Origin of the sequence: Pantoea sp. B9002 (genome assembly GCF_013385945.1) — a bacterium.
Classification (GTDB): Bacteria; Pseudomonadota; Gammaproteobacteria; order Enterobacterales; family Enterobacteriaceae; genus Pantoea.
Genome location: NZ_JACAPA010000035.1, coordinates 15,830 through 39,452, shown reverse-complemented (window position 1 = coordinate 39,452; position 23,623 = coordinate 15,830). Strand labels below are relative to the sequence as shown.

At 58.7% G+C, this 23,623-nt stretch carries 15 protein-coding genes; 5 read left to right on the top strand and 10 right to left on the bottom strand.

Features of this window, described 5'->3' with window-relative positions; genetic code table 11:
• Positions 1 to 41: 41 nt before the first annotated feature.
• The 3 genes from bcsG to bcsE are packed head-to-tail and all read right to left on the bottom strand — an operon-like array spanning position 42 to position 3,401.
• Complete coding sequence (gene bcsG, locus HX773_RS17200) at positions 42 to 1,673, bottom strand: cellulose biosynthesis protein BcsG (protein WP_176972545.1); 1,632 nt, start codon at positions 1,671 to 1,673, stop codon at positions 42 to 44.
• Positions 1,666 to 1,854 carry a cellulose biosynthesis protein BcsF gene (locus tag HX773_RS17195; protein WP_176972544.1) on the bottom strand — a complete coding sequence of 63 codons (189 nt, stop codon included), beginning with the start codon at positions 1,852 to 1,854 and terminating at the stop codon, positions 1,666 to 1,668. Before HX773_RS17195 ends, bcsG begins: the two co-directional genes overlap by 8 nt.
• Positions 1,851 to 3,401: a cellulose biosynthesis protein BcsE gene (gene bcsE / locus HX773_RS17190; RefSeq protein ID WP_176972543.1), complete on the bottom strand. Its 1,551-nt coding sequence runs from the start codon at positions 3,399 to 3,401 to the stop codon at positions 1,851 to 1,853. The genes HX773_RS17195 and bcsE overlap by 4 nt, the downstream gene beginning before the upstream one ends.
• 195 nt (positions 3,402 to 3,596) lie before the next feature.
• On the opposite strand from bcsE, the gene bcsR reads away from it, so the two are divergent.
• The 5 genes from bcsR to bcsC are packed head-to-tail and all read left to right on the top strand — an operon-like array spanning position 3,597 to position 12,805.
• Positions 3,597 to 3,791 carry a cellulose biosynthesis protein BcsR gene (gene bcsR, locus HX773_RS17185; RefSeq protein WP_061719343.1) on the top strand — a complete coding sequence of 65 codons (195 nt, stop codon included), beginning with the start codon at positions 3,597 to 3,599 and terminating at the stop codon, positions 3,789 to 3,791.
• Positions 3,791 to 4,522 (top strand): cellulose biosynthesis protein BcsQ, encoded by a 732-nt coding sequence (gene bcsQ / locus HX773_RS17180; protein ID WP_176972542.1) that lies wholly within the window; start codon positions 3,791 to 3,793, stop codon positions 4,520 to 4,522. The genes bcsR and bcsQ overlap by 1 nt, the downstream gene beginning before the upstream one ends.
• Positions 4,519 to 7,122, top strand: coding sequence for a UDP-forming cellulose synthase catalytic subunit (gene bcsA, locus HX773_RS17175; protein WP_176972541.1), 2,604 nt, complete (start codon positions 4,519 to 4,521; stop codon positions 7,120 to 7,122). The genes bcsQ and bcsA (HX773_RS17175) overlap by 4 nt, the downstream gene beginning before the upstream one ends.
• Positions 7,123 to 7,137: 15 nt before the next feature.
• Complete coding sequence (gene bcsB / locus HX773_RS17170) at positions 7,138 to 9,423, top strand: cellulose biosynthesis cyclic di-GMP-binding regulatory protein BcsB (protein WP_176972540.1); 2,286 nt, start codon at positions 7,138 to 7,140, stop codon at positions 9,421 to 9,423.
• Positions 9,416 to 12,805 (top strand): cellulose synthase complex outer membrane protein BcsC, encoded by a 3,390-nt coding sequence (gene bcsC, locus HX773_RS17165; protein WP_176972539.1) that lies wholly within the window; start codon positions 9,416 to 9,418, stop codon positions 12,803 to 12,805. The genes bcsB (HX773_RS17170) and bcsC overlap by 8 nt, the downstream gene beginning before the upstream one ends.
• A 14-nt stretch (positions 12,806 to 12,819) precedes the next feature.
• Here bcsC and HX773_RS17160 read toward each other — a convergent pair whose 3' ends face one another.
• The 7 genes from HX773_RS17160 to bcsA (HX773_RS17130) all read right to left on the bottom strand — a co-directional run bounded on the left by HX773_RS17160 (position 12,820) and on the right by bcsA (HX773_RS17130) (position 23,589).
• Complete coding sequence (locus HX773_RS17160) at positions 12,820 to 13,122, bottom strand: BrnA antitoxin family protein (RefSeq protein WP_176972538.1); 303 nt, start codon at positions 13,120 to 13,122, stop codon at positions 12,820 to 12,822.
• Positions 13,109 to 13,402 (bottom strand): BrnT family toxin, encoded by a 294-nt coding sequence (locus tag HX773_RS17155; RefSeq protein WP_176972537.1) that lies wholly within the window; start codon positions 13,400 to 13,402, stop codon positions 13,109 to 13,111. Before HX773_RS17155 ends, HX773_RS17160 begins: the two co-directional genes overlap by 14 nt.
• Before the next feature lie 278 nt (positions 13,403 to 13,680).
• On the bottom strand, positions 13,681 to 14,685 hold the full coding sequence (locus HX773_RS17150) for a glycosyl hydrolase family 8 (protein WP_176972536.1): 1,005 nt from the start codon (positions 14,683 to 14,685) through the stop codon (positions 13,681 to 13,683).
• A gap of 9 nt (positions 14,686 to 14,694) precedes the next feature.
• Positions 14,695 to 15,141 (bottom strand): cellulose biosynthesis protein BcsD, encoded by a 447-nt coding sequence (bcsD, locus tag HX773_RS17145; RefSeq protein ID WP_008104594.1) that lies wholly within the window; start codon positions 15,139 to 15,141, stop codon positions 14,695 to 14,697.
• Positions 15,141 to 18,944 carry a cellulose biosynthesis protein BcsC gene (locus tag HX773_RS17140; protein WP_176972535.1) on the bottom strand — a complete coding sequence of 1,268 codons (3,804 nt, stop codon included), beginning with the start codon at positions 18,942 to 18,944 and terminating at the stop codon, positions 15,141 to 15,143. The genes bcsD and HX773_RS17140 overlap by 1 nt, the downstream gene beginning before the upstream one ends.
• Before the next feature lie 11 nt (positions 18,945 to 18,955).
• A complete protein-coding gene (gene bcsB, locus HX773_RS17135) occupies positions 18,956 to 21,487 on the bottom strand; it encodes a cellulose biosynthesis cyclic di-GMP-binding regulatory protein BcsB (protein WP_176972534.1) in 2,532 nt (843 codons plus the stop codon).
• On the bottom strand, positions 21,484 to 23,589 hold the full coding sequence (gene bcsA, locus HX773_RS17130; protein WP_176972533.1) for a UDP-forming cellulose synthase catalytic subunit: 2,106 nt from the start codon (positions 23,587 to 23,589) through the stop codon (positions 21,484 to 21,486). The genes bcsB (HX773_RS17135) and bcsA (HX773_RS17130) overlap by 4 nt, the downstream gene beginning before the upstream one ends.
• Between the last annotated feature and the right edge of the window lie 34 nt (positions 23,590 to 23,623).

Genomic DNA, 23,623 nt, shown 5'->3' with positions numbered 1-23,623 from the left:
TCGAGATATAAGGGTCGCCATGAATGGCGACCTACTCCAGGCTACTGCGGATACGGCACCCAATCGCCGCCGTTCAGGCGGATCCACGGTTTACCCTGATACATCATCACCACCGCGTTATCGTTCTCGGACACCACCGGCGTCTGCGGCAAATTATCGGTCAGCACCGACATATTAACGTTCGGCGCATTAAACACCTGCCCATCCACCACGCGTGAGACGATTTCCGAGATCGCCATCAGGCTGGTTGGCGTCTCCACGCTGAGCGGCTGGCCCTGATGCGGTGCTTTCATGCCAACAAACTTAATGCCGACCGGCACATGGGTGATATCCGGACTGGGGATATCACGCAATCCTGACATCTGCATCTTGTCGCCCTGCAGCGCCGCGCCGTGTTCCGGCACCACCAGCACCATCACGCGACGACCCGATTTCTCCAGATTGGTCAGGAAGGCATCAAGCTGATCAAACAGCACTTTGGCGCGCGGCTGCCAGTCGGCGCTGCGCGTGCTGCCCAACTCGCGCGTTCCGTCGTGCAGCGGAATCAGGTTATAGAAGGTGGCGGAGCGCGCATCGCTGCTCTTGGTGCGATCGTCGAGCCAGCGCTGCATCAGCTGCGCGTCATTAAATACCGGCGAGCCATCAAACGACGTCACTTCCGGCGAGATGCCGGCCTGCGACATCAGCGGCGCCTGCAGATTGCCCTCTTCGCGCAGCTCTTTGAGATAGTTACCAAACACGCCGGTGTGATCCATCATCAACTGCTGTTTAAAGCCAAGCTTCGCCAGATTATCAAACAGATAGCAGCGCTGATCGGTGGCTTTGTAGAGATCGCTGTGCGAGCTCTGCCCGCAGCTGGCGCGCAGCAGACGAATCCCCGCCGGGCCGCTGTAACCGGTGGCGGAGTTGTAGTTGTTGAGCAGAATATCGAAGTGCTGCCACAGCGGATGATTACGCAGCTGCGCGACGTTCAAATCCGACCACGACAGCGAACAGATATTGATCACCAGAATATCGAACGGCTGCGAATCAGCTGGCAAGGCGTCCGGGAAATGGGTCGCACGCTGGCGCTCGGCGTCGTAAAAACGGTTGAGCCACGCGGTGAGGTTGGCGCTGGTTGGCGGCGCGGATTGATCGAGGCCATCTGGCGCTTTCGCCGCTGGCGTATCGTTGAGCTTCACCGTCGGCGTGGCGGCGCTGCTCGGCAGTAAATTCATTGCCGGTCCGGCGATCGTCAGCACGTTGAGCCAGATCAGCATCAGCGACACCAGCACGGTGACGCGAATCCACTGCGCGACAAACAGATACAGCACCAGCAGCACAAAGCCCGCGCCAATCATCTCCCAGTTAATAAAGCGATTGGCAAGATCGAGCAGATAGCTGGGCGAGAAGCCCGCCAGCTGGCTGCCCTGGCTCATAATCGAATTGAGTCCCGGCAGCCAGGTATCGTGCCAGAACAGCGCCACGCCAATCGGCAGCGAAATCCACTGACGCAGGCGATGCAGCCGCGCGCCCGGCAGCGGGAACAGCAGCCACGCCAGAAACACCAGATTACTCAGCGCGTGAAAATTGAGGTAGCCGTACCACAGCAGCGCAAATTTGATCAGGAAGTAAAAGTTCCAGCCGCCGAGGCCGCGCCACCACGAACCGTGCATCGTGAATCTGTTATTCATGTTTATCCGTTTTATTGGTTTTGCGTTGCCACTGTCCTTCTGATTTCAATGCGCGCGTCGGCAGCAAACGCAGCAGCGGATTGGTGCCGCTGCGCGCTCGTCCGCGCCCAAACAGTGATGTCAGGAACAGCAAAATCAGTAACAGCAGGATCGCCACCTGCACCCAATCCATCAGCGTCATTGGTGGCTTACTCCGTCGAGGTTGAGGGTAATCGGCTGCGGCGTTTGTGCCCCGCGTTCAGGCACGGCGGCCTGGGTGCTAACTGGCGCAGCGGCCAGCGGCGCGGTTTGCCTGTCGCGCTGCGCCACCGAGGTTAACTGCCGAATTTTATCCGCCTCCGACACGATCTGATTATCTTCAAACCAGACGATGCGATTGCTAAACAGCTCGTCGTGCGGCAGCGAGAAGATCGACTTCAGCGCGATATCCAAATCATTGAATCGGCACGAAGAGAGGAACAGATAGATGCGGTCGTTCACCAGCGTCACCAAATCGCCGAAGCGGCGCGGTTTACACAGCGTTAGAATCTGTTCGGGTTTCAGCTGCGGCACCGCGCGCAGCGCCACCATCAAGCCTTTGTCATTTTCCGGCAGCAGCGTGTTGGTCATCAGCTGCTGCACCGCCGCGCAAAATGCGTCCAGCGGCAAATAGCCTTTTTGCTGTAGCGGCTGCAGCGCCTGCATCAGAGCATTGAGATTGGCAGGCACATGGCGCGAGAACTGCTGCCCCTGAATCCCTTCCAGCGTGGTCAGAAAGCGCGACAAACTGGCTGCGGTCGGCACAATGGCATTCACGCCGCAGGCCAGCAGCAAACGCTCATCACTGTAGCGCAGCGTGGTACTGATTTCGCGCACCACAATCTTAAGCGCGCTACCGCGTGAGCGACGCAAACTATGGACCATCGTTGCTAAAGAATTAATGTCTTGATTATGAACCAGACTAAAGATGACCGTGGCGGCGTTCGCCTGCTGCGCACGCGAGAACACGCTTTCGTTATCGCTAAACAATTGCCACTGTGCCGAAAGCGGCGGCGCGCCTTCCAGCACACCTTCCTCAGCAAGGAATTGGTTTTCATCATTGCGGCTTAAGGGAATATTTTGTTCCGCTTCATTAACGGCAATAAATTGATTATCGACATAACTCAAACGGATAGCGCGGTCGGCCAGCAATTTATCGGCCGCATACCACCAGTTAATTCGATATTGCCAACTGTCCTGCTGAAACTCTAAATGTGCGAGACCATCAAGCTGGCGAAAATAACCTTGCAGATGATTACGCAGGTGAATTATTGACGCACCGGAGGTGATCATTAACAGCGTTATTTGTTTTTTAGATAACAAACGACGCATTCGCTTAAGCCAGAGGGTTAACTCATCGGGCGATAATTTTCCCCACAGCGCGGCATTACTATAAAAAATCACCAGGCCGCTGCGGCTATTCAGCACGCGGGAAAAATCACTTTCCAGCTGCTTTAAGCTGCTTTTATTTGCCGGCAGTGAAAATAACGGCATACGCGCCGGACCGCCGATGGGATCGGGCGTCAGCAGCGCCTGCGGTTTCTCGTCCGCACTGATGAGCGTAGCCGCCTTTTGCTGGCTAACTACCTGACGCAGCAGCATTCGTGCATCTTCCTGACGCTGGCTGGTAATCCAGTAAAACCCTGGATTCTGCAGAGTATTTAATTCCTGCTGAATCTGCTGCAGGCCAAGCGCATAATGTTTTTTCATATTTGATTCGCGATCGATACAATCCAGGCTAGTTTAATCGAGACAGCCACAATTGGAACGGGTGAAATAAAAAATAGCGTATTAGCGCAAATCATATTGATCTGTGGATAGCATTTGTCTTTACTTCAGGTTTAAACTTTACAAAAAATAAAACCACAATTCACCCGTTGTCGATTTTTTGGTGGCAAAAAAATAATGAAAACAGAGAATGCATTTTCGCTGAATGCTGCTAGCAGCGAAGAGCACGATGACATTACTGCCTTAAGTGATGCCTTTTCCCTTAAGGCATTTCGCTACATTGATATTGCCCGCGAAGCGCGACTTAATACCATTATGACGCGCTGGCCATTGCTGCGTGAAATAAGCGCCGCACAGGAGTCAGAACGTTAATGCCTGTTATTGCATTACAAGGATTGCGTGGCGGTTGTGGCGCCACTTCGCTGAGCGCCGCACTTGGCTGGGCGTTTAACGCGCTGCAGCAATCGGTGCTGGTTATCGATTTTTCCCCGGTAAATCAGCTAGCTGCCCACTTTAATATGCCGCTCGACCGCTCTCAGGGCTGGGCGCCCGCGCTGCTCGAACAGCACGCGTGGCAGCAGTGCGCACAGCGCTATCAAGCGGGGCTGGATTTTCTGCCGTTTGGCGCACTCACGCCGCACCAGCACGCCAGCATCAGCGCTATCAACTCAGAATTTGCCGCCCCGCTGCTACACGCGCTGCCGGTCCTGAAATCGCACTACGACTGGATTATTTTCGACATGCCAGCGGATCTGTTGCCGTGGCAGCGATCCCTGGTTACCGCGGCCGATCGTCTGCTGCAGGTGCTGACGCTGGATGCCAACTGTCAGTTGCGTCTGCATCACGCGCGTTTTCCTGCGCACACGCTGTTTCTGATCAACCAGTTCAATGCCAACAGCCAGCTACAGCAGGATCTGCATCAGCTGTGGATCAGCTCGCTGAAAAACCTGATTCCACAAGTGATTCACCGCGATGAAGCGCTGGCGGAAGCGCTGATGATGAAACAGCCGGTGGGCGAATATCGGCCGCATGCGCTGGCCAGTGAAGAGATCAACACGCTGGCTAACTGGCTGCTGCTGAATGTGGCGGGAGGCGCGGCGTGAATCCATTACGCTGGCTGCTGATGCCGCAAGCGTGGCAGGCGCTGCAACGCCGCGCTCAACTGGCGCATCAGCATGGCGCGGGCCGTTTCACCATCGCGCTGCATCTGATGTGGTGCGTGCTCGCATGGTCGCTGTTGCGGCTGGAAACACCCGGCTGGCAGCGCATCCTGCAACATCGTCAGCGTTACTATCCGCAAATTTCGCCGCTGCGCCCGCATCCACTTGACCCGCTGCGCTATGCAATGCAAAGCCTGTGGCTGATGCTGGTATTGCCGCTTGATAAGCGCACGCGTAAAGCTTTCAGCGTCAAACCGCTGTTCCGCTGGCGTGAGCCGCTCTATCAGTGGCTCGGCGCGCTGCCGGAACGGCTGGAACAAAACCGGTTCGCCCAGCGCAGCGAACAACGTATTCAGGCGCTGCCCGCGTGGTTGCGCCAACTGCTGTTTATCGTGGCGGCGATTGTCGCCAGCCTGCTGGCGCTGCTGTGCATCTCGCAACCCTTCGGCATCACTACGCAGTTTGTCTTCGTGCTGCTGTTATGGGGATTGGCGATGCTGGTGCGTCGCGTGCCGGGCCGCTTGTCCACCATCATGCTGATCGTGTTATCGCTGACCATTTCCTGCCGTTATCTGTGGTGGCGCTACACCGAAACCCTCAACTGGGACGATCCGATCAGCCTGACGTTTGGCTTGCTGCTGATAGGTGCGGAAACCTATGCGTGGGCGGTGTTGGTGCTGGGCTATTTCCAGACGCTGTGGCCGCTCAATCGCCAGCCGGTCTCGATGCCGCCGGAAATCACCTCGTGGCCGAGCGTCGATATTCTGGTGCCGACCTACAACGAACCGCTGAGCGTCGTGAAACCGACCATCTACGCGGCGATGGGCATCGACTGGCCGCAGGACAAGCTCAATATCTACCTGCTGGACGACGGCACGCGCGAAGAGTTCCGCGAGTTTGCCGCCAGCGTTGGCGTCAATTACGTGGTGCGTCCCACCCACGAACACGCCAAAGCGGGTAACATCAACCATGCTTTGAAAGCCGTGTGTCGCAGCGAATATGTCGCCATTTTTGACTGCGACCATGTGCCGACGCGCTCGTTCCTGCAGCTGACGATGGGCTGGTTCCTGAAAGATCATCGGCTGGCGATGCTGCAAACGCCGCACCACTTCTTCTCGCCCGATCCGTTTGAACGTAACCTCGGTCGCTTCCGCCAGACGCCTAACGAAGGCTCGCTGTTTTACGGTTTGGTGCAGGATGGCAACGATACCTGGGATGCCGCGTTCTTCTGCGGCTCTTGCGCCGTATTGCGCCGTACCGCGCTGGATCAGATCGGCGGCATTGCGGTAGAAACCGTCACCGAAGATGCACACACCTCGCTGCGTCTGCATCGCCAGGGTTACACCTCGGCGTATATCCGTATTCCGCAGGCTGCGGGTCTGGCCACCGAGAGTTTGTCCGCGCATATCGGCCAGCGTATCCGCTGGGCACGCGGCATGGTGCAGATTTTCCGCCTCGACAACCCGCTGTTCGGCAAAGGGTTAAAGCTGGTGCAGCGCCTGTGTTACGCCAACGCCATGCTGCACTTTCTCGCCGGGATTCCGCGCCTGATCTTCCTGCTGGCACCGCTGGCGTTTCTGCTGTTCCACGCCTACATCATCTACGCGCCCGCGCTGGCGATCGCCATCTACGTGCTGCCGCATATGCTGCACACCAGTTTGACCAACTCGCGCATTCAGGGCCGCTGGCGACATTCGTTCTGGAGCGAAGTGTATGAAACCGTGCTGGCGTGGTACATCGCGCGGCCAACCACGGTGGCGCTGTTCAATCCACATAAAGGCAAGTTCAACGTTACCGCCAAAGGCGGTTTGGTGGCCGAGCGTCATCTCGACTGGGTGATTACCAAGCCGTACATGATGCTGGTGCTGCTGAATATCGCCGGTATCGGCATGGCCTTCTGGCGCATGGCGTACGGTCCGGCCAACGAAATGCTCACCATTTGGGTCAGTTTGGTGTGGGTGATTTACAACATGATTATCCTCGGCGGCGCGGTGGCGGTGTCGGTTGAAGCGCGTCAGATCCGCGAAGCGCATCGTGTGGAAATCGCCATGCCCGCCGCCATCGCGCGTGAGGATGGACACATGGTGCCATGCACGCTGCGTGACTATTCCGACGGCGGCGTCGGCGTTGAGCTGCGCGAAGCCGATGCGCTGAAAGAGGACGAAACCGTGTCGCTGCTGCTGCGCCGTGGTCAGCAAGAGTTCAGCTTCCCGTGTCAGGTGCAGCGCGTATTTGGCCGTCGCGCCGGGATTCGCCTGCATCAACTCACGACGCGCCAACACATTGAATTTATTCAGTGCACCTTCGCCCGCGCCGATACCTGGGCGCTGTGGCAGGACGGCTTCCCGGAAGATAAACCGGTGCAAAGTCTGGCCGACATTATGGTGCTGGGTTTTAAAGGCTATCTGCGTCTGGCCGAGTATGGACCTGCGCCGCTGCGCCGCTTATTCCGTGGCCTCACCGCGTTGGTGAGTTGGCTGGCGACACTGCTACCGCAGCGTATTGACCGCCAGCCTGCGACGATCAAAACCGATTTTACTTAAGTTGATGATATGACCATGACGAAAAAACTGAGTTGGTTCACCGCCCTGATGCTGGGCTGCGTCTCTGTGGTGCAGGCCGCGCCCCAGACTTCTGGCGCCATGATTGCGCCGCAGCCGTTACCGGAGGTGAACGCGCTGGTCGACGCCAACGCGCCGCTGCGTGACAGCCAGCTGGTGTTTAATCAGGTCGCTCCGCCGCCCGGCAGCATGACGCTACGCGGTACCGAACCGAGCAGCCAGATTGAGTTCGGCGTGCGCAGCGATGAAGTGGTGACGCGTGCACTGCTGAATCTGAGCTATCGTCCATCGCCGGCGCTGATTCCGACGCTGTCGCAGCTCAAAGTCTATCTCAACGATGAACTGGTGGGATTGGTGACGGTCACCGCCGATCAGCTCGGCAAAGAGAACCAAACGCAAATCCCAATCGATCCGCGCTTTATCAGCGACTTCAACCGCGTGCGCCTCGAGCTGGTTGGTCACTATGCCAACGTGTGTGAAAACCCAGCCAACAGCACCATCTGGCTGGATATCGGCAAAGCCAGCAAACTCGATCTAACGCTGCAAAAGCTGCCGCTGAAAAACGATCTGTCGCATTTCCCGGAGCCGTTCTTTGATACGCGCGACAGCCGTCCTCTGCAGCTGCCGATGGTCTTCAACGCCCAGCCGAATCTGCTGCAACAGCGCGTGGCCGGGATTCTGGCTTCCTGGTTTGGCAGCAAAGCGCAGTGGCGCGGACAATCCTTCCCGGTGCTGTATAACCAGCTGCCCAAAGAGCAGCATGCGGTGGTGTTTGCCACCAACGATCATCGTCCCGACTTCCTGAAAGATCTGCCGCCGGTGGAGAAACCGACGGTGGAGATGGTGAATCAGCCTGACAATCCGTACGAGAAGATGCTGCTGATCCTCGGCCGTGACGATAACGATCTGCTGACCGCCGTCGAAGGCATTGCGCAAGGCCAGCTGCTGCTGCGCGGCGACAGCTCAACCATCGACAGCGTAAAACTGCTGGCCGCACGCCAGCCGTACGACGCACCGAACTGGGTGCGCACCGATCGCCGCACCACCTTCGCCGAGCTGACGCAGTATCAAAATCAGCTGCAGGGCGACGGTTTGCAGCCGAATCCGATCAGCCTGACGCTGAATCTGCCGCCGGATCTGTTCCTGGTGCGCGCGCGCGGCATCGATATGGATCTGCGCTACCGCTACACCTCGCCGATTCAGCAGGATGGCTCGCGCCTCGCGGTGCATCTCAACAACCAGTTCATGCAGGATTATCCGCTGACGCAGAAAGATACCGCCGGCCAGCAGCTGATGCGCATCCCGCTGATGCAGGGTTTGCAGGACAGCAATCGCCAGTTGACCATTCCGGCGCTGCGCCTTGGCGTGGTGAATCAGCTGCGCTTTAACTTTGATTACGCCAACACCTTTATTGGCGGCACCGCCGACGGCCGCTGCGAAACCGTCACCGCCGTCGGACATCACGTGGTGATCGACGATACCTCAAGCATCGATTTCTCCGGCTATCGTCACTACATCGAAATGCCGTCGCTGGGCGCGTTCGCCAACGCCGGTTTCCCGTACAGCCGCTACGCCGATTTGGCGCAAACGCTGGTGCTGGTGCAATCCAAGCCGAGCAATGATGAAGTCAGCACGCTGCTGAATGCGCTCGGCAGCATCGGCGCACAAACCGGTTATCCGGCGCTGCGCGTGCAGATGAGCGATGACTGGAGCAAAGCGAAATCGGCGGATGCGGATTTGATGATGATCGGCGGCATTCCGCAGGATCTGCAGGACGACACGAAGATCCCGCTGCTGGCCGATGCCGCCCGCAGCTGGATCAGCATGCCAGCACGCAGCAACGCGGCGGCCAACGTACCGATTTCTGACAGTGAACGTGCGGTAGAAAGCCAAACCACCATTAGCTCACGCGGGCCGATGGGCGCGATTGTCGGCTTCCAGTCACCGTTTAACGATCAACGCAGCGTCGTGGCATTGCTGGCCGACAGCCCACGCGGCTGGGAATTGCTGAATAACGCGCTGCTCGACAGCGGCAAACGCGCGGCAGTGTTCGGCTCCGCCACGGTGATCCGTGAATCGGGCGTTAACAGCATCCGCGTCGGCGATACCTATTACGTCGGTCACCTGCCGTGGTGGGAACGCCTGTGGAATCTGCTGGCCACCCATCCGGTGTGGCTGGCGATTTGCGCAGTTGTAGTGGTGGTTCTGTTTGCGCTGATGGCATGGCGTTTAATGCGCATGGTCAGCCGTCGCCGTCTGGCCGAGCTGGATGACGATGAATAAGCTGCAGCTTGGATTGCTGATTAGTAGCACGCTCGGGGTGTTGGCAGGTGCAACGGCCGCCCCGATCGGTCCACAGGTTTCGCCGGTTGAGTGGCTGCTGATGCAGATACGCACCGGCGAATCGACCAACAAAATCGATCTGGTACAGCAATCGCTCTATCGACTGGAAAAAATCGATCCTGATAATCCGCAGGTGCTGGCGGCGCAAATCCGCATGGCGCTGCGTCAAGGCGATCAGGCCAAAGCGCAAAAACTGCTGGATGAACTGAAGCGCGTGGCACCGAATGCCGCCGCTACGCGCGAATCAGAAGCCGGCTTGCGTCTGGTGACTGCGGAAGGGCGTCAGCAGCTGCAGCAGGCGCGACTGCTGGCTACCGCTGGCCACGTCGTCGAAGCCAAAGCCGCGTGGGACGCGCTGTTCCACGGCGTGTTCCCCGATGTGAATACCGAGCTGGAGTATTGGCGGTTGGTGGCGCGTTTACCCGGCCAGCAGCCGCAAGCCTATCAACAGTTGCAGGCGCTGGAGCAGCGCTATCCCGGCAACATCGGCGTAGAACTGCAGCTGGCGCGCATGGCGTTTGATAACAATCAGCCGGGCGAAGCCTTTACCCAGCTGCGTCGTCTCGCCAACCGCAACGGCGGGCGCGATGCCGCTTCCGAGCTGTGGCTGCAGCAGATCCAGAATCAGCCGGTGAGCGAAAGCAGCGTCGCCAGCCTGCAGCAATATCTGCAAACCTTTACCGAAGGCGATGCCCAGCAGCGCGGTCAGCAAGAGCTGGCGCGTCAGCAAAAACTGCTCGCCGATCCCGCGTATCGCCAGCGCATGCGCGGCTTAGCGCTGGTGGATGCCGGTGGCGGCGCCAATGCGATTGCCACGCTCAATGCCGCGCTTAAAGCCAATCCCAATGATGCTGAACTGATGGGCGCGATGGGCCAGGCGCAGGCGCGAGCCAACAATCGCGCCGCCGCCATTAGCTGGCTGGAGAAAGCGATTCAGGCCGGTCAGGCCAGCACGCAGATCGGCAAATGGCAGTCGCTGCTGCAAACCAACAGTTACTGGCTGGCGATCAATAATGGCGATGCGGCGCTGAAAAAAGGCGATATCGCGGCGGCGGAAGGGTATTACCGCAGCGCGCAAGGGTTGGATAATCGCGATAGCTGGGCGCTGATTGGCTTGGGTGATGCGGCGCTGGCGCGTAAAAATTCTGCGCAGGCAGAGAGTTATTGGCAGCAGGCGCTGCGCTTAGATCGCAGCAATAGCACGGCGAAAAGTCGTCTGCTACAGCTGCGCACCGATGCGCTGATGGCCGAAGCCGATGCGCTGGCGCAGCAAGGCCAATGGCATCAGGCGGCGGAGAAGTATCGCCAGGTGGCGCAGGCGAATCCCGATGATATCTGGCTGGCTTATCGACTGGCTGGCGCACTGCGCAACGGCGGTGAAGAAACTCAGGGCGCGCTGGTGATGGACGCGATGGTGCGCCAGCATCCACAGCAACCCACAGCGCTGTATGCGTCGGCGCTGTGGCTGGCTTCCGGCGACCGCGATGACGCGGCGCTGGCCACCTTGCATCGCCTGCCCGCTGCGCGCTGGGACAGCAACATGCATGAGCTGGCCGATCGTCTCGAGCAGGACAAAGTGTTTACCCGCGCCAGTGATTTACGCACGCGCGGCGATGAAACGGCAGCGATTGCGCTACTGCAACAGCAACCCGCGTCCATCCGCCGCGATATCACGCTGGCCGATTGGGCGCTGGAGCGCGGCGACGCCCGCCGCGCGCTGGCGAGCTATCAACAGGTGCTGCAGCAAGACAGTAAAAACGGCGATGCGGCGCTGGGTCGTATCGAAGCCTTGATCGCCTTAAAACGCCCTGCAGAAGCGCAGCACGCTTTACAAGCCTTGCCGCCGAGTGTGGCGCAGCAAAGCGTGAACAGCGGTCGACGCGTGGCGCTCGCCTGGCAAAACAGTGGCGATGCGGTGCGTGCTCAACAGATTTTTGCTGAGCTGAAAACCCGCGCGACGAAACTCGCACCATCGCAGGAAAAAGCGCTGGTGTTTCGCGATGCGGCGCGGCTGGAAACGCAGCTGCAACAACCCGCACAAGCGCAGCAGGATTATCAACGGGCGATGGCCGCGAGCGGCATCAGCCCGGATGTGCCACAGGATAACGATCGTTATACGCAATTAACCCGCAATCAGGCGCAGGATGACTGGCTGAAACGCAGCATCCGCAGCGACGCCGCCGATCTTTATCGCCAGCAGGACACCACGTTCACTCTGGAGCAGGATTACTCGCGCAACAAAGGCAACGGCGGCACCTCCGATTTCACCGCGCATACCACCATGATGCAGGCAGAAACGCCGCTGGCCGATGGCCGCAGCTTTGTGCGTGTCGATCATGTGCTGGTTTCAGCCGGCACTTTCTCTACCAGCAACGGCAGCCACAGCGAGCAGTTCGGCAGCTGTAACGATGACAATTCCGGCGGATGCAGCCGCGAATTTAACCAGCGCGATGAAGGCACCGCGCTGGGCGTGGGCTGGCATAACGATCGCTGGTCGGCAGACTTCGGCACCACGCCACTCGGCTTCGAGACCCGCAACTGGGTCGGCGGCGTCAGCTGGAAAACCGACGTTAAAGACATTGGCCTGACGTTCACCGCGTCACGCAGGCCTATCTCCAGCTCGCTGCTGGCGTACGCAGGCGCACGCGATCCCGCGGCGAACGGCGGCAAAACCTGGGGCGGCGTGGTGGCAACCGGCGGCTCGCTCGGGCTGAGTTATGATCAGGGCGGCGCGCATGGCGTGTGGGGCGATATCAGTGCGCATCAGCTCAGCGGTGATAACGTCGCGGATAACAGCCGCGAACGCCTGATGGCCGGCTATTACTACAAGCTGATTAATGAAGATAATCGCCGCGCCACCGTTGGCCTGAACAGCATGCTGTGGCATTACCAGAAGGATCTCAGCGACTACACCTTTGGTCAGGGCGGCTATTACAGCCCGCAGCAATATTTCTCGCTGTCGGTGCCGGTGACCTATCGCCAGCGCACAGAGAATTGGTCGTTTGATCTCGGCGGCTCGGTTTCCTGGTCGCAGTCGCATACCGACGGGCAGCAGCGCTATCCGGCCAATCCAGGCTTTACGCTGGCGTCGAACCCCATTTCAGACAGCAGTTCGGGCACCGGTTTTGGTTACACGCTGCAGGCGCTGGTGGAGCGACGCATTACGCCGCATTGGTCGGTGGGATTGGCGATGGATATTCAGCAGGCGAAGGATTACACCCCGAGCCACGGCCTGATTTTCATGCGCTACTCGATGTCCGGCTGGAACGGCGACATGGATATGCCGCCACAACCGCTAACGCCGTATGCGGATTTTAAATAGCGGCCGACCGGCCGCTATTTGCTTTCTAATTCGCGCAGCATTGCCGCGCGCAAAATGGCGTTCAAACGCGTCTGGTACCCTTTACCCGGCGCTTTCAGCCACTCAAGCACATCCGCGTCAATTCTGACTGAAGCCTGCGTTTTAATCGGACGATAAAATCGCCCGCTGGAAGCACTGTCCCAGAAACGTTCATTTAACGGAGCGATTTCACCACAATCAATCTCGCTATCCGGCTTTTGGCTTAGCGCTTCCAGTTCAGATTGAAGGCTACCCGTAAGCGGCGGTAATTCGCTGCGTTTAAACCTAACCTTGCTCATAGCGCCTCCTCTCATTGCGCGTGGCAGGACGTGCACTAATGATGCGAATAATCTCAGTGCCCTGCTCAAAACGTACCGTGTGGGCCACCAAAATAATGATATGCCCCATAACATTACCTATTGATTGCCAGCGATATTCGCCATTCTCACAACGATCCTGGCTAGACAGATGAAAAGGATCATCAAACACGCGCACGGCAATTTCTAAGCGGATGCCATGCTTGCGGTGATTAGACTCCGCTTTGCTAAGGTCCCACTCAAATTCCAGTTCAGGTTGCATTTTACCATACACTTTTGTCTATACATTTTAGCATGACAAATTTGCATGTGTGTTAGTGCTGCCACTTTGATCGCGTTCAAGGAATCAAAGATAAGCCGCGCAATGAAATGAGATTCAGACAAGGCTGGAAAACAAAAAGAAGTGGAATGTACGTTTCTGAATTGATGAGCGAATGATTGTCGGTTAAATCTGGGAAGGTCGCCATAAATGGCGCCCCTACGGATGAGATACAAATTTTGTAGGGTCGCCATTTATGGCGACCTGGTCAAAGATGAAACCTACCGCTTTTCCTGATACGCCATCCAGGTCAGCAGCTGCAGGCTGGCGGAGAAGTAGTTTTGATCCGGCGCTAAACGGTCATTAAGGTAACCGGTTTGATTCAGGGTCAAATCGCGAATCGCTAACAAACCCCCTTCCATGTTGTACGGCGCTGGCGTGTTGCCCAACACGTCATACCAGGCGGGCGTAGTCATGCGCGCCGAACCTTGCCAGACGCGCTGGAACGGCACCAGACGCAGGCTTTGCGGATCGTACCACCAGATATTCAGCGGAATACGGATCGCGTCATAGCTGAAGCGGTTGGAATAGCCGACCGCCGGTGCCACAGAACCATCAGCATTCAGCGCCACCCAATCGAGCGGCAGGCCGGTTTTGCCGAAGTGCATATCACCCAGCAAATCCATGCCATCATCAATCAGCTCATTCCAGATACGCAGATGGCTGTGCTCCGCAAACTCGCGCCAGGCATCAAACAGGAAATAGGAGGGATTAAGCACCACGTAGCTGGTTTTGTTGAAACCCTGCGCGCCCGGCAGCATCACTTTATGTCCGCCGTAGCTGATCACATTCAGCTTCACGATCGCACGCTGAATGCGGTCGGAGGCTTGCTGGTAATCGCCGCCCCACTTCTGCGCCGCACGCTGCAATGCCCAGGCAATCAGCACATCACCATCGGATGCATTGTTTTTGTCGGCAATCGGATCGGCGGCGCCTGGCGTGTAGCGCCAGTAGAACAGATCGTTTTGCGGATTACGCAGATGGCTGCGCGTCCACTGCCACAGCAGATCGAAAGTGGCGCGATCGTCATGCGCCACCGCCAGCAACATGCCGTAGCCTTGCCCTTCGGTATGGCTAACGTTGTTGTTGGCCGTATCGCTTATTCGGCCATCGCTGCCCATAAAACGGCTTTTGTAGGTACTCCAGCCATCTGCGGCTGCCTGAGCGCTAAAAAACATCACCATGAAACACAGCATCCATTGACGCCAGAACCGCATCACTCTCATTACAGCATCCTATTGATATCGATAGTGCAGCGTGCCGCCGTCGTTGTTCTCCAGCGTCACCGGCACCGCCGCGCTGCCGCCTTGTGCCTGCAGCCACTGCGCATACACGCCCGCCAGCACCGCGCTCAACGCCAGCTGCCAACGTTCAACACCGACGTTGCTGTCGCCCTGCGGCAGCGCGTGGTGCTGAATCAGAATGGCATTCTCCTGCGGCTGTAATTGCACAAAGCCCCAGTTAAATCGCGCCAGCTGCAAATTCATTTCACGCTCCAGATCCTGCACGGTGCGCGCGTCGGGTAAAGGATAGCGCGTTGCCAGCGATACGCCGACTCCGTTGAGGAAGCCTTCTGCTTCCTCGCCCGCGTTGTCCAGCATGCTCTCAATCATCGCGCTCACCAAATCAAACCAGCCCGGCTGATGCGGATGGCTGACGCGCGCGGTTACTTGCTCACTCATTAGTAATCTCCGAACATATAACGGAAGTACAGATTGGCTGTGCTTTCGTTGTAATCGCCAAAGGTGTCGTAGCCTAGCTGACCGCCCACGGTGACATCTTTGTTGATCTTATAATCCGCACCGGCATGCAGGTTGTAGCCAATGCCGTTTTTGCTGTCGCCGCTGTAGAACGCATCCTTCACGTAGCCTTGATCGGCCAGACTTTGCAGCTGCGCCTGCAACGACGGATTATTCGGGAAGTAGGCGCTCTTATCCTGGCTGTAGGATTGATATCCCACCGAACCGCCGACGTTCACTTTCAGATCGTCAAACTTGCGGCTGAACTCGATAGGGAACGACACCGACGCATAGTTCTGCGGGCTGAAGTAACCGCCCTGACCGTAACTGAAGTAGCTGAGGTTTTTCGAGTAATCCATCCACGACAAGCTCATGCCGACTTTCAGCTCGCGATCGTCGAGATGATATGGACGCACATAGGCGCCTGCGGTGGCCTGCACGCTGTTGTTGCTCGCCACGTTTTCGCCGATGTAGCTGTACGCGCCGCCGCCGACGTAGAAACCGGCATCGCCGTTGTCGTAACTCAGCAAGGCGTTACCGCCGTTTTTGGTCACGCGGCCCCAGCGTTTACCGCTGGTTTTGTCTTCGACGCCGACATACGACAGCAAGCTGTCGGTCATCGCGCGACGTTCACCGGTGAGGATCAGCGTCAGGAAGTCGGTCAGCTTCGGCGACCACTGCACGCCGCCCACCAGCGTACTCAAGTCCTGACCCAGCGGCGTGCTGCCGAGGTCAATCTTGTAGCTGTCGCCCTTCAGCGCCATGTTCAGCTCCACGCCGGTCGCGGATTGCGAATCGGTGGAGGAGTTGGGCGTATCGTCAATTTTCGCCGCACCGGTGGCAACCACGTTGCCCTGCACCAGCGCGTTGGTACCGAATCGACGCCACGCGTCGCCACCGGCGCTGCCGGCGGTGAGGGAAACCGGCGTCATAGTGAAGTCGAAGCGCGACTCGCCAAACGGGACGGTGGAGAAGGTGAGCGGCGCTTTGGCTTCGGTCAACTTACTCAAACCGGATTCACCGTCACGACCGCGTACCTGCATTTCGCCCTGCACCCAGGTGCCGGTTTTCTCTTGCAGGTCATCCATCATGTTGTCGATTTGGCGCAGCGTCTGGCTCTGCTGAATCGCCGGTGTGTTGCTCGCCAGCGTCACGCCTTCGGCGCTGCTGGTGGCCGCCGGAGCCGACTGCCACGGCATCACCGCGCCATAGCTGGAAGGCGTGCGGCCCACCGGCGAGGTGCCGCGATTGATAAACGGATTGTCGGCCAGCGCCAGGCCGCCGACGCTCGGCACGCTGCCGGTTTCTGCGCCCTGCAGGCCAATCAGCTGACCGCGCGCAGTGCGCAGGTAGCTCATCGCCTGGCTGTGTTCGCCGTTGGCTTCGGCCACGCGGGCTAACAGCAGCAAGCGATCCGGCGACTGCTCATTGCGCAGGCCACGCGTTAAGGTATTGGCTTTGTTGACGTCATTCTGCGCCAGCGCCACGTTGATGGCACCGGTGCGCGCGTCTTGCGTTGGCGTATCCTGTGTCATCAGGTAGTCGTACACCACGCCCGCTTCTTTGTTCATTTTGCCGGACTGATAGAGTCGCGCCATGGCGAACATCAGATCGCGGTTCTGCGGATCGTGCTGCAGCGCGCCCACCAGCTTGTCGTAAGCGGCGGCGTACTGTTTCTGCTCGCGCAGACGATCCACTTCGTTGATCACGTAGCCGTTGCGGATGCCCGCCAGCTGGGTTGGCGTGCTGCGTGCCTGCAGTTCGGGGCTGCTGAGGAAGCTCTGCGCTTCGGTATTCAGCCCGGCCTGATTCAGCACCGCCACCTGCGCGGCGTAATCACCGGCGTTGCCCTGAATGCCGCGCTGCATGTTACTGCGCACCACGGAAACCGCGCTGGTGAGATCACCCGCTTTTGCCAACTTCTGCGCCAGATTACCGGCATCAACCGGATTGGCGGGCGGCGTAGAGGCCAGCGCACGCAAGGTGTTGGCTGCTGCCGCGTTCGAGCCCTGCGCCAGATACTGATCGGCGGTAGCCATCTGCAGGTTGAAGTTGACGCGCTGCGCCAGCTCGCGCATATCGCTGTTTTTGCTGCTGTTGGGAATGCGAGACAGCAACTGACTCGCCTGCTGCCAGGCGCTACTTTCGCTGGCGTTTAACGCACCTGCGTAGAGCTCGGTGGTGCTGGCACCGCTGCGCATGGTGGGCTGCATGATATTGGCCGCCATCATGTTATTACCCTGCGCGCGGTAGATACGTGCCAGATCGAGACGCAGCCAGCCATCGTTGGGATAGCGCTGAATACCCGAGGTCAAGGTGGCGATAGCCGCGCTGTTATTGCCCGCCGCCACTTCACGTTTGGCCTGCGCACGAATCGGATCGGTGCTGCTGCCGCGCGGTGCCACGCTTTGGCGCACGCTGTCGGGCAGTAATGCCAGCAAGGTGTTGGCTTCTGCACCCCGATTCTGCTGACGCAGCACGTAGAACAAGCCTTCTTTGGCGTTGCGGTTATTGGCATCGCTTTGCAGGATGGCGCGATAGGTTTGCTCCGCCTGATCGAGCTGATTGCTGCGACGCAACACATCGGCGCGGAACAGTTTGGCAGAGACGCCTTTCTCGCCGTCGGCCTGCGCCAGCGGTTCGCTCAGCGCCAACGCCTGCGCGCTGTCGCCATTTTTCAGCGCCTGCTGCGCGGTGGCCAGCTGCGCGTAGAAGCGTGCATCGGCGGCCTGCTTCTGGCGCGTGTCGCTCTGATCGCCACCCATCTGCGCTGCGCGCGTCAGGTAATCCGCCGCTTCGGCATACCGTCCGGCGCGCTGGGCAACATAGCCCATACCGGCCAGCGCATCCGCATCTTGCGGGTTGGCTTGCAGCACTTTCTCAAAGTTGTTCTGCGCGTTGCTGACGTCGCCGCTGTTCAGCGCGGTAAAGCCCGCGCCCTTCTCAGCGCCGCCGACGTTTTTACGGTAGTAATCCAGCACCGCGTTGTCTTGCGGATGGCGCTGCTGCCAGGTTTGGTACAGCGACGCATCGGAAGCCTGCGGACCCAGCCACAACAGCGCCTGACGCAGCGAACGGTCCGCTTCTTTGTTGCCGTCTGCCAGGCTGCCGAGCACATCGATACCCTGACGACGCGTTGCTTCCTGATAAGTCAGCGCTTTCCCCAGCGCCAGTTTGGCACCGGTATCCTGCGGATGATCGGCGGAGAACTGACGCAGCGCTTCAACCGCCTGCGGCAGCAGCGAACGATCGCCCGCCATGGTCAGATAATATTCGGCTGCCACGCTCGGCGGCGGCTCGTTGCCGCTGAAGGTGTTACGCCAGGTTTGCAGCGACGCCGCGATGTTGCCGCTGCGTGCCTGCTGGCGCGCTAACTGCAGCTGCGCCTGCGGAATGGTTTGCAGCTGGCGGGCGTTATCCAACTCGGTGAGATGCGGATCGTTCGGCGAGGCCGCGCTCAGGCGCGCACGCCACTGCGCCGCTTCTGCCGTGCCGCCGCTCTGCTGTGAATAGAGCGCCAGCAGATAGAGCGCCTGCGTGTTGTTGGGCTCAACCATTAGCACTTTCTGCAGCGAGGCTTTGGCCAAATCGTCATGCGCTTTCTGGTGCCAGTAAGCCGCCTGATCGAACAGCGCCTGTAACGCAGGATTACTGCTCTCCGCCGCCAGCAGCGGCTGAGAGAGCGTCAGTGCCCCACCCAGAATCAGGGCATGGCGAATACCGGCACTTAACAGATGTTTTTTCATTGTTTTTATCCTTACTTCTTGCCGGACTTGCTATCAACTTTTGGGTTGAGACGACGCCACGCATGACGTTTCAGCATCACCCACGCACCGCCGCCGACCAACGCTGAAAGCAGCAGAGCCGCCAGCGCCATCAGCACCGAGTGCTGGTTGGCATACCACACCACCATCATGTACCACGGCATTTCGCCGCTCGGGAATTGCGGGCCGACGCGGAAGCTGCGAATGCCGTTTTCATCGGTGATGATGGCGGTATCGCCGCGAATCCCGGCGTTAATGCGCGCGGAATTCAGGTCTTCATGCAGGCGCAGCAGTTGCTGATCGCTGGTCGCCACTGTCATTACTACTAAGCGATCCGGGTTCCACGGCGAGCGATAGCTGACAAAGCCGCGCCACGCTTCGTTGGAGGAGAAGTAACGATCGGCATCCAGCGGCTGGCGATACCAGTCGCCGGTCAGCCAGCCGCGCAGTTTGTCCCAGGTGGTGGGCTCTTTCACGCCCAGCGTGTTGCCGCTGGTATCGAACGGCGTGTTGGCCAGCATTGCCTGATTGAAGTCGTTGTTCTGCGTGGTGCTCACCGCCAGCAGATCGCTTTGCTGCAGACGCGTCATGTTGGTGCCGCCGTTTGGCAGGCCAAATAACACCTGATTTTGCAGCAGCGGCACGCCGGTGGCGTTACCGGCGCGTGAGGCCATATCCAGCAGCGTGGCTATCTCCGCATCGCTCGGTTGTTCCGGCAGCAGCAGCGTGGTCTGCGAGAAGTCTGCCAGACGCGAGAACGGGAACGAAGCGCCAACAAAGTAAGAGAGGTTTGGTAGCATGGTGAAGTGCCGCGTGTGGCTCAGATCGATCCACGAATCCTCTTCGATGCGGCTCTTGATGTTGTTGTTCAGCAGCACGCCGCACGGTGCATCCGCTTTCGGCTTGATGTTGAAGTACAGCGCCAGCTGGTTGTCACCGTAAATCAGATAGGGTTCGAGCTTCAGGGTGTAATGCTCCTGACGCGCGTCGCCGCCCAGCCGATGCCAGGCGCTCTCCAGCAAGCCGACTTTATTCACCGTCAGGTTGCGCAGGAAGGTACCGTTAATCATCACGTTGAGGAAGGAGTTATTCTCGTCAATCCAGCTTTCCGATGGGAAGCGATAGTGCAGCTCCACCGGAATGGTGTCGCCATCCCACAGGAACAGATCCGGCGCAGCGCGGAAGTTGACGCTCAGCGCATCGTGCCAGATGCCGGTGGTGGTCAGGCTCTGATCTTTGCGCAGCAGTTCGCTCAAACGTACCGGGCGCGTGGTGTTGATCCAGCGCGGCGCATCGTACGGCTTACGCACGCCAATCGGCTGCGGCTGCACGTTCAGGCTGCTGGCATCGGTCGCCAGCGGCTGAGTGGTTAAACGGTTAGCGGCCTGACGCAGCTGTTCGTCATTCGCGCCCACCACCAGCAGCAATTTGTAGACCGGATTGTTCGGGTTATCGATCACCTGCAGCAGCGGACCGTTGGTGGCTGGCAAAGTCACGGTGCCAATTTTGTCGCCCGGATGGCCGACCAGAATGCCGTTGTGTTCAGGCAGATCGCCGCGCACCACCGGGAAACGGATGCCACGATAATCTGACTGAATGCCCATCCACGATGCCACCAGCGCAGCGGCGCTGATGCTGTCCGGCGCGACATTGGCGGCAAAGCCAAAGGTGACGCTGGCGGGCGTCATGCGCTGCGCATCGATAAACGGACGCGGGAAGTTACGCAGGCTGGTGCCGATATTCAGCTGCTGGCCTTCGAGGCTCAGCGTGGTTTTCGGCAAAATCGACACCTGATACTGCTGCGCGCTCTCTTTCTCGCACAGCAGCTTGTCGGCATCGTTAATCTTGAAGCTGAGGTTGTTGCTGGAGACCACCATCGCCGCCGGAATATCCAGCTGGTAATCGCTGACATCGCTGTCACTGGAGCCCAGCGGCAAAGTGCCAAGCGGTTGACCGTTCAGCATCAGCTGCAGCGAGGTGTTGCGCGCCGCCAGTGCCGCCGAGACGCGCAGCGACAGATTAAGACGCGCGTTGGTGATCACTTCATCGCTGGGCAGCGTGAACATGATGCCGGATTGCAGCTGGCCGCCGGTCAGCGTAATGCCGCGCGGCTGGCCCATCTGCGCCACCGAAACGGTGCTGCTGATCGGCTGGTTAAGCGTCACGGAAGCCGTTTCTGGCATCACCGCCGGCGCGGTTGGCGCTACCGTTGGCAGCACCATTTCTGGTGCGGCAGCAGGTTCGCTGGCCGCAGGTTCAGCGGGCGCGTCGTTTTCCGTTGTCGATGCGGCTTCCGGTGCGGTTTCCGGAGCAGTTTGCGGTGCGGTTTCCGCTGGCGCATAAGGTGCAGCGCCCGCCGCCTGTTGCAGCTGCGGATCGGCCGCGCTTTCAATGCCTTGCGGCGGCGGCACGTCTGAAAGTGCAGCGCTATCCTGAGTGACTGGCGGGGTTTCGGCCCACGCTGGCGCGAGCAGCAGCGCCGTTGCCAGCGAGCTTGCCAGCAACGTTTGCGTCAAATTCTTCATGCAGCGCTGTCCTCTTTTACCGCGGGCTGGTTGTCACGCTTACGCTTCTCACGGCGATCTTTCCAGGTCAGCCAGAACAGCTCAAATACGGTACGAATAATGGTGCCAAGCGAAACCAGTGGATTGTCTTGCTTATACTCCGGCTGAATCCACGCATCGGCACGCGCCAGCACCACGCGCACCAGCTCACGGCGGCGCGACAGCGGCATATCGCCAAAGCGCAGACGGATGCTCTCCTCATCGCCGGAGATTTTGTTCACCGGAATGGTGATAGTGCCCGACTTCAGCAGCAGATCGATCTCTTCAATTTCATCGTGCTCGTGACGACTGTCCGGCGCATCCAGCTGCGCGCCGCCCATCGACAGATCGCTGGTTTGCGTGCGAGAAGAGATGCCGCTGGCGTAGTGAATCACCGCCGGAATCTGCACTTCAATACGGATGGTTTTACGCACCTGCTTGGTTTCGCGCGCCACGGCAATCGCTGCCATCAGAATAACCAGGCTGAACACTGCCCAGCCGACGTTGAGCGCAATAACGTAAGGATCAACGCCAAAGTAGTCATGCGCGGTGGCACGCACCACACCCGCGATGATGCCGATCGACAGCAGCACCGCGACAATCACATGTGGACGCACGATGTGGAAGTCGAAGAAGCCCTGATCGAGCAGGCCGCCTTTATCCGTTACGTTAAACTTACCGCGCTTCGGCGCCAGCATGGTGAGCAGCGTGGGGATAACGAGGTGGAAGCACATCACGGTTTCGTAGATTTCGCCCCAGAAGGTGTAACGGAACTTGCCGTTCATCCGTGAGTTGACGTAGAGCGACATCACCAGATGCGGCAGAACGTAGGCGAAAATCAGCGATGCCGACGAGTGAATGATATTCAGGTTAAACAGCAGGTAGGCCAGCGGTGCCGTCAGGAACGCCACGCGTGGCAAGCCGAACTGGAAGTGCAGCATGGCGTTGAGGTAGCACAGACGTTGCTGCCACTTCAAACCACGGCCAAACAGCGGGTTATCAACGCGGAAGATCTGCGTCATGCCGCGCGCCCAGCGGTTACGCTGCACAACGTGCAGGCCAAGACGCTCGGTCGCCAGACCAGCCGCCAGCGGAATCGCCAGGAAGGCTGAGCCCCAACCGAGACGCTGCATTTTCAGTGCGGTATGCGCATCTTCGGTCACGGTTTCCACCGCAAAACCACCGATCTCTTCCAGCGCGCTACGGCGAATCACCGCACAGGAGCCGCAGAAGAAGGTGGCGTTCCAGTTATCGTTACCCTGCTGCACCGGGCCGTAGAACAGTGAACCTTCGTTCGGGATGCTGCGCGCTGCGCGCAGGTTACGCTCGAACGGATCCGGTGAATAGAAGTAGTGCGGGGTTTGCAGCAGCGCCAGCTTGGGATCTTTCAGGAACGGACCGACCGTCGCCTGCAGGAAGGTGCGCGTGGCCACGTGATCGCAATCGAAGATGCAAATCAGCTCACCTTTGGTGATCTTCATCGCGTGGTTGAGGTTACCGGCTTTGGCGTGATTGTTGTCGTCACGGGTGATGTAACCCACGCCAACATCGGCGGCAAATACCGCAAACTCACTGCGCTTACCGTCATCCAGCAAATAGACCTTCAGCTTGTCGCGCGGGTAATCAATACACTGCGCCGCCAGCACGGTATCACGCACTACATCGAGGCTTTCGTTGTAGGTTGGAACATAAACATCAACCGTCGGCCACAGGCTAGTATCATCCGGCAAGGGTTCGATGGTGCGTTTTAATGGCCAGGTAGTTTGCAGGAAGCCAAGAATTAAGATCAGCCAGACGTACAGTTCGGCCAGATATAAGCCGATACCGAGAATCGCTTCAATCTCAGAATTAAATTGCAGCGTCTCCGTGGTGCGCCACCAGATATATCGGGTCGACATCAGCGCGGATAAGATAACCATGACGATGGTTATTTTGCGGCTTTTGCTGAAGCCCAGTAAAAACATCATCCCGATGCTGATTAAGCCAAATATATATTGCTTCTGGCTGTCCATAGGCGTGATGACGATTACCGCCGCCACCGGTGCAAGCACCAGCAGCAGCAGGTAAAACCCGAGTTTACTCATGATTCACCCTGAAGAAGCTGTGTTGTTATTATGT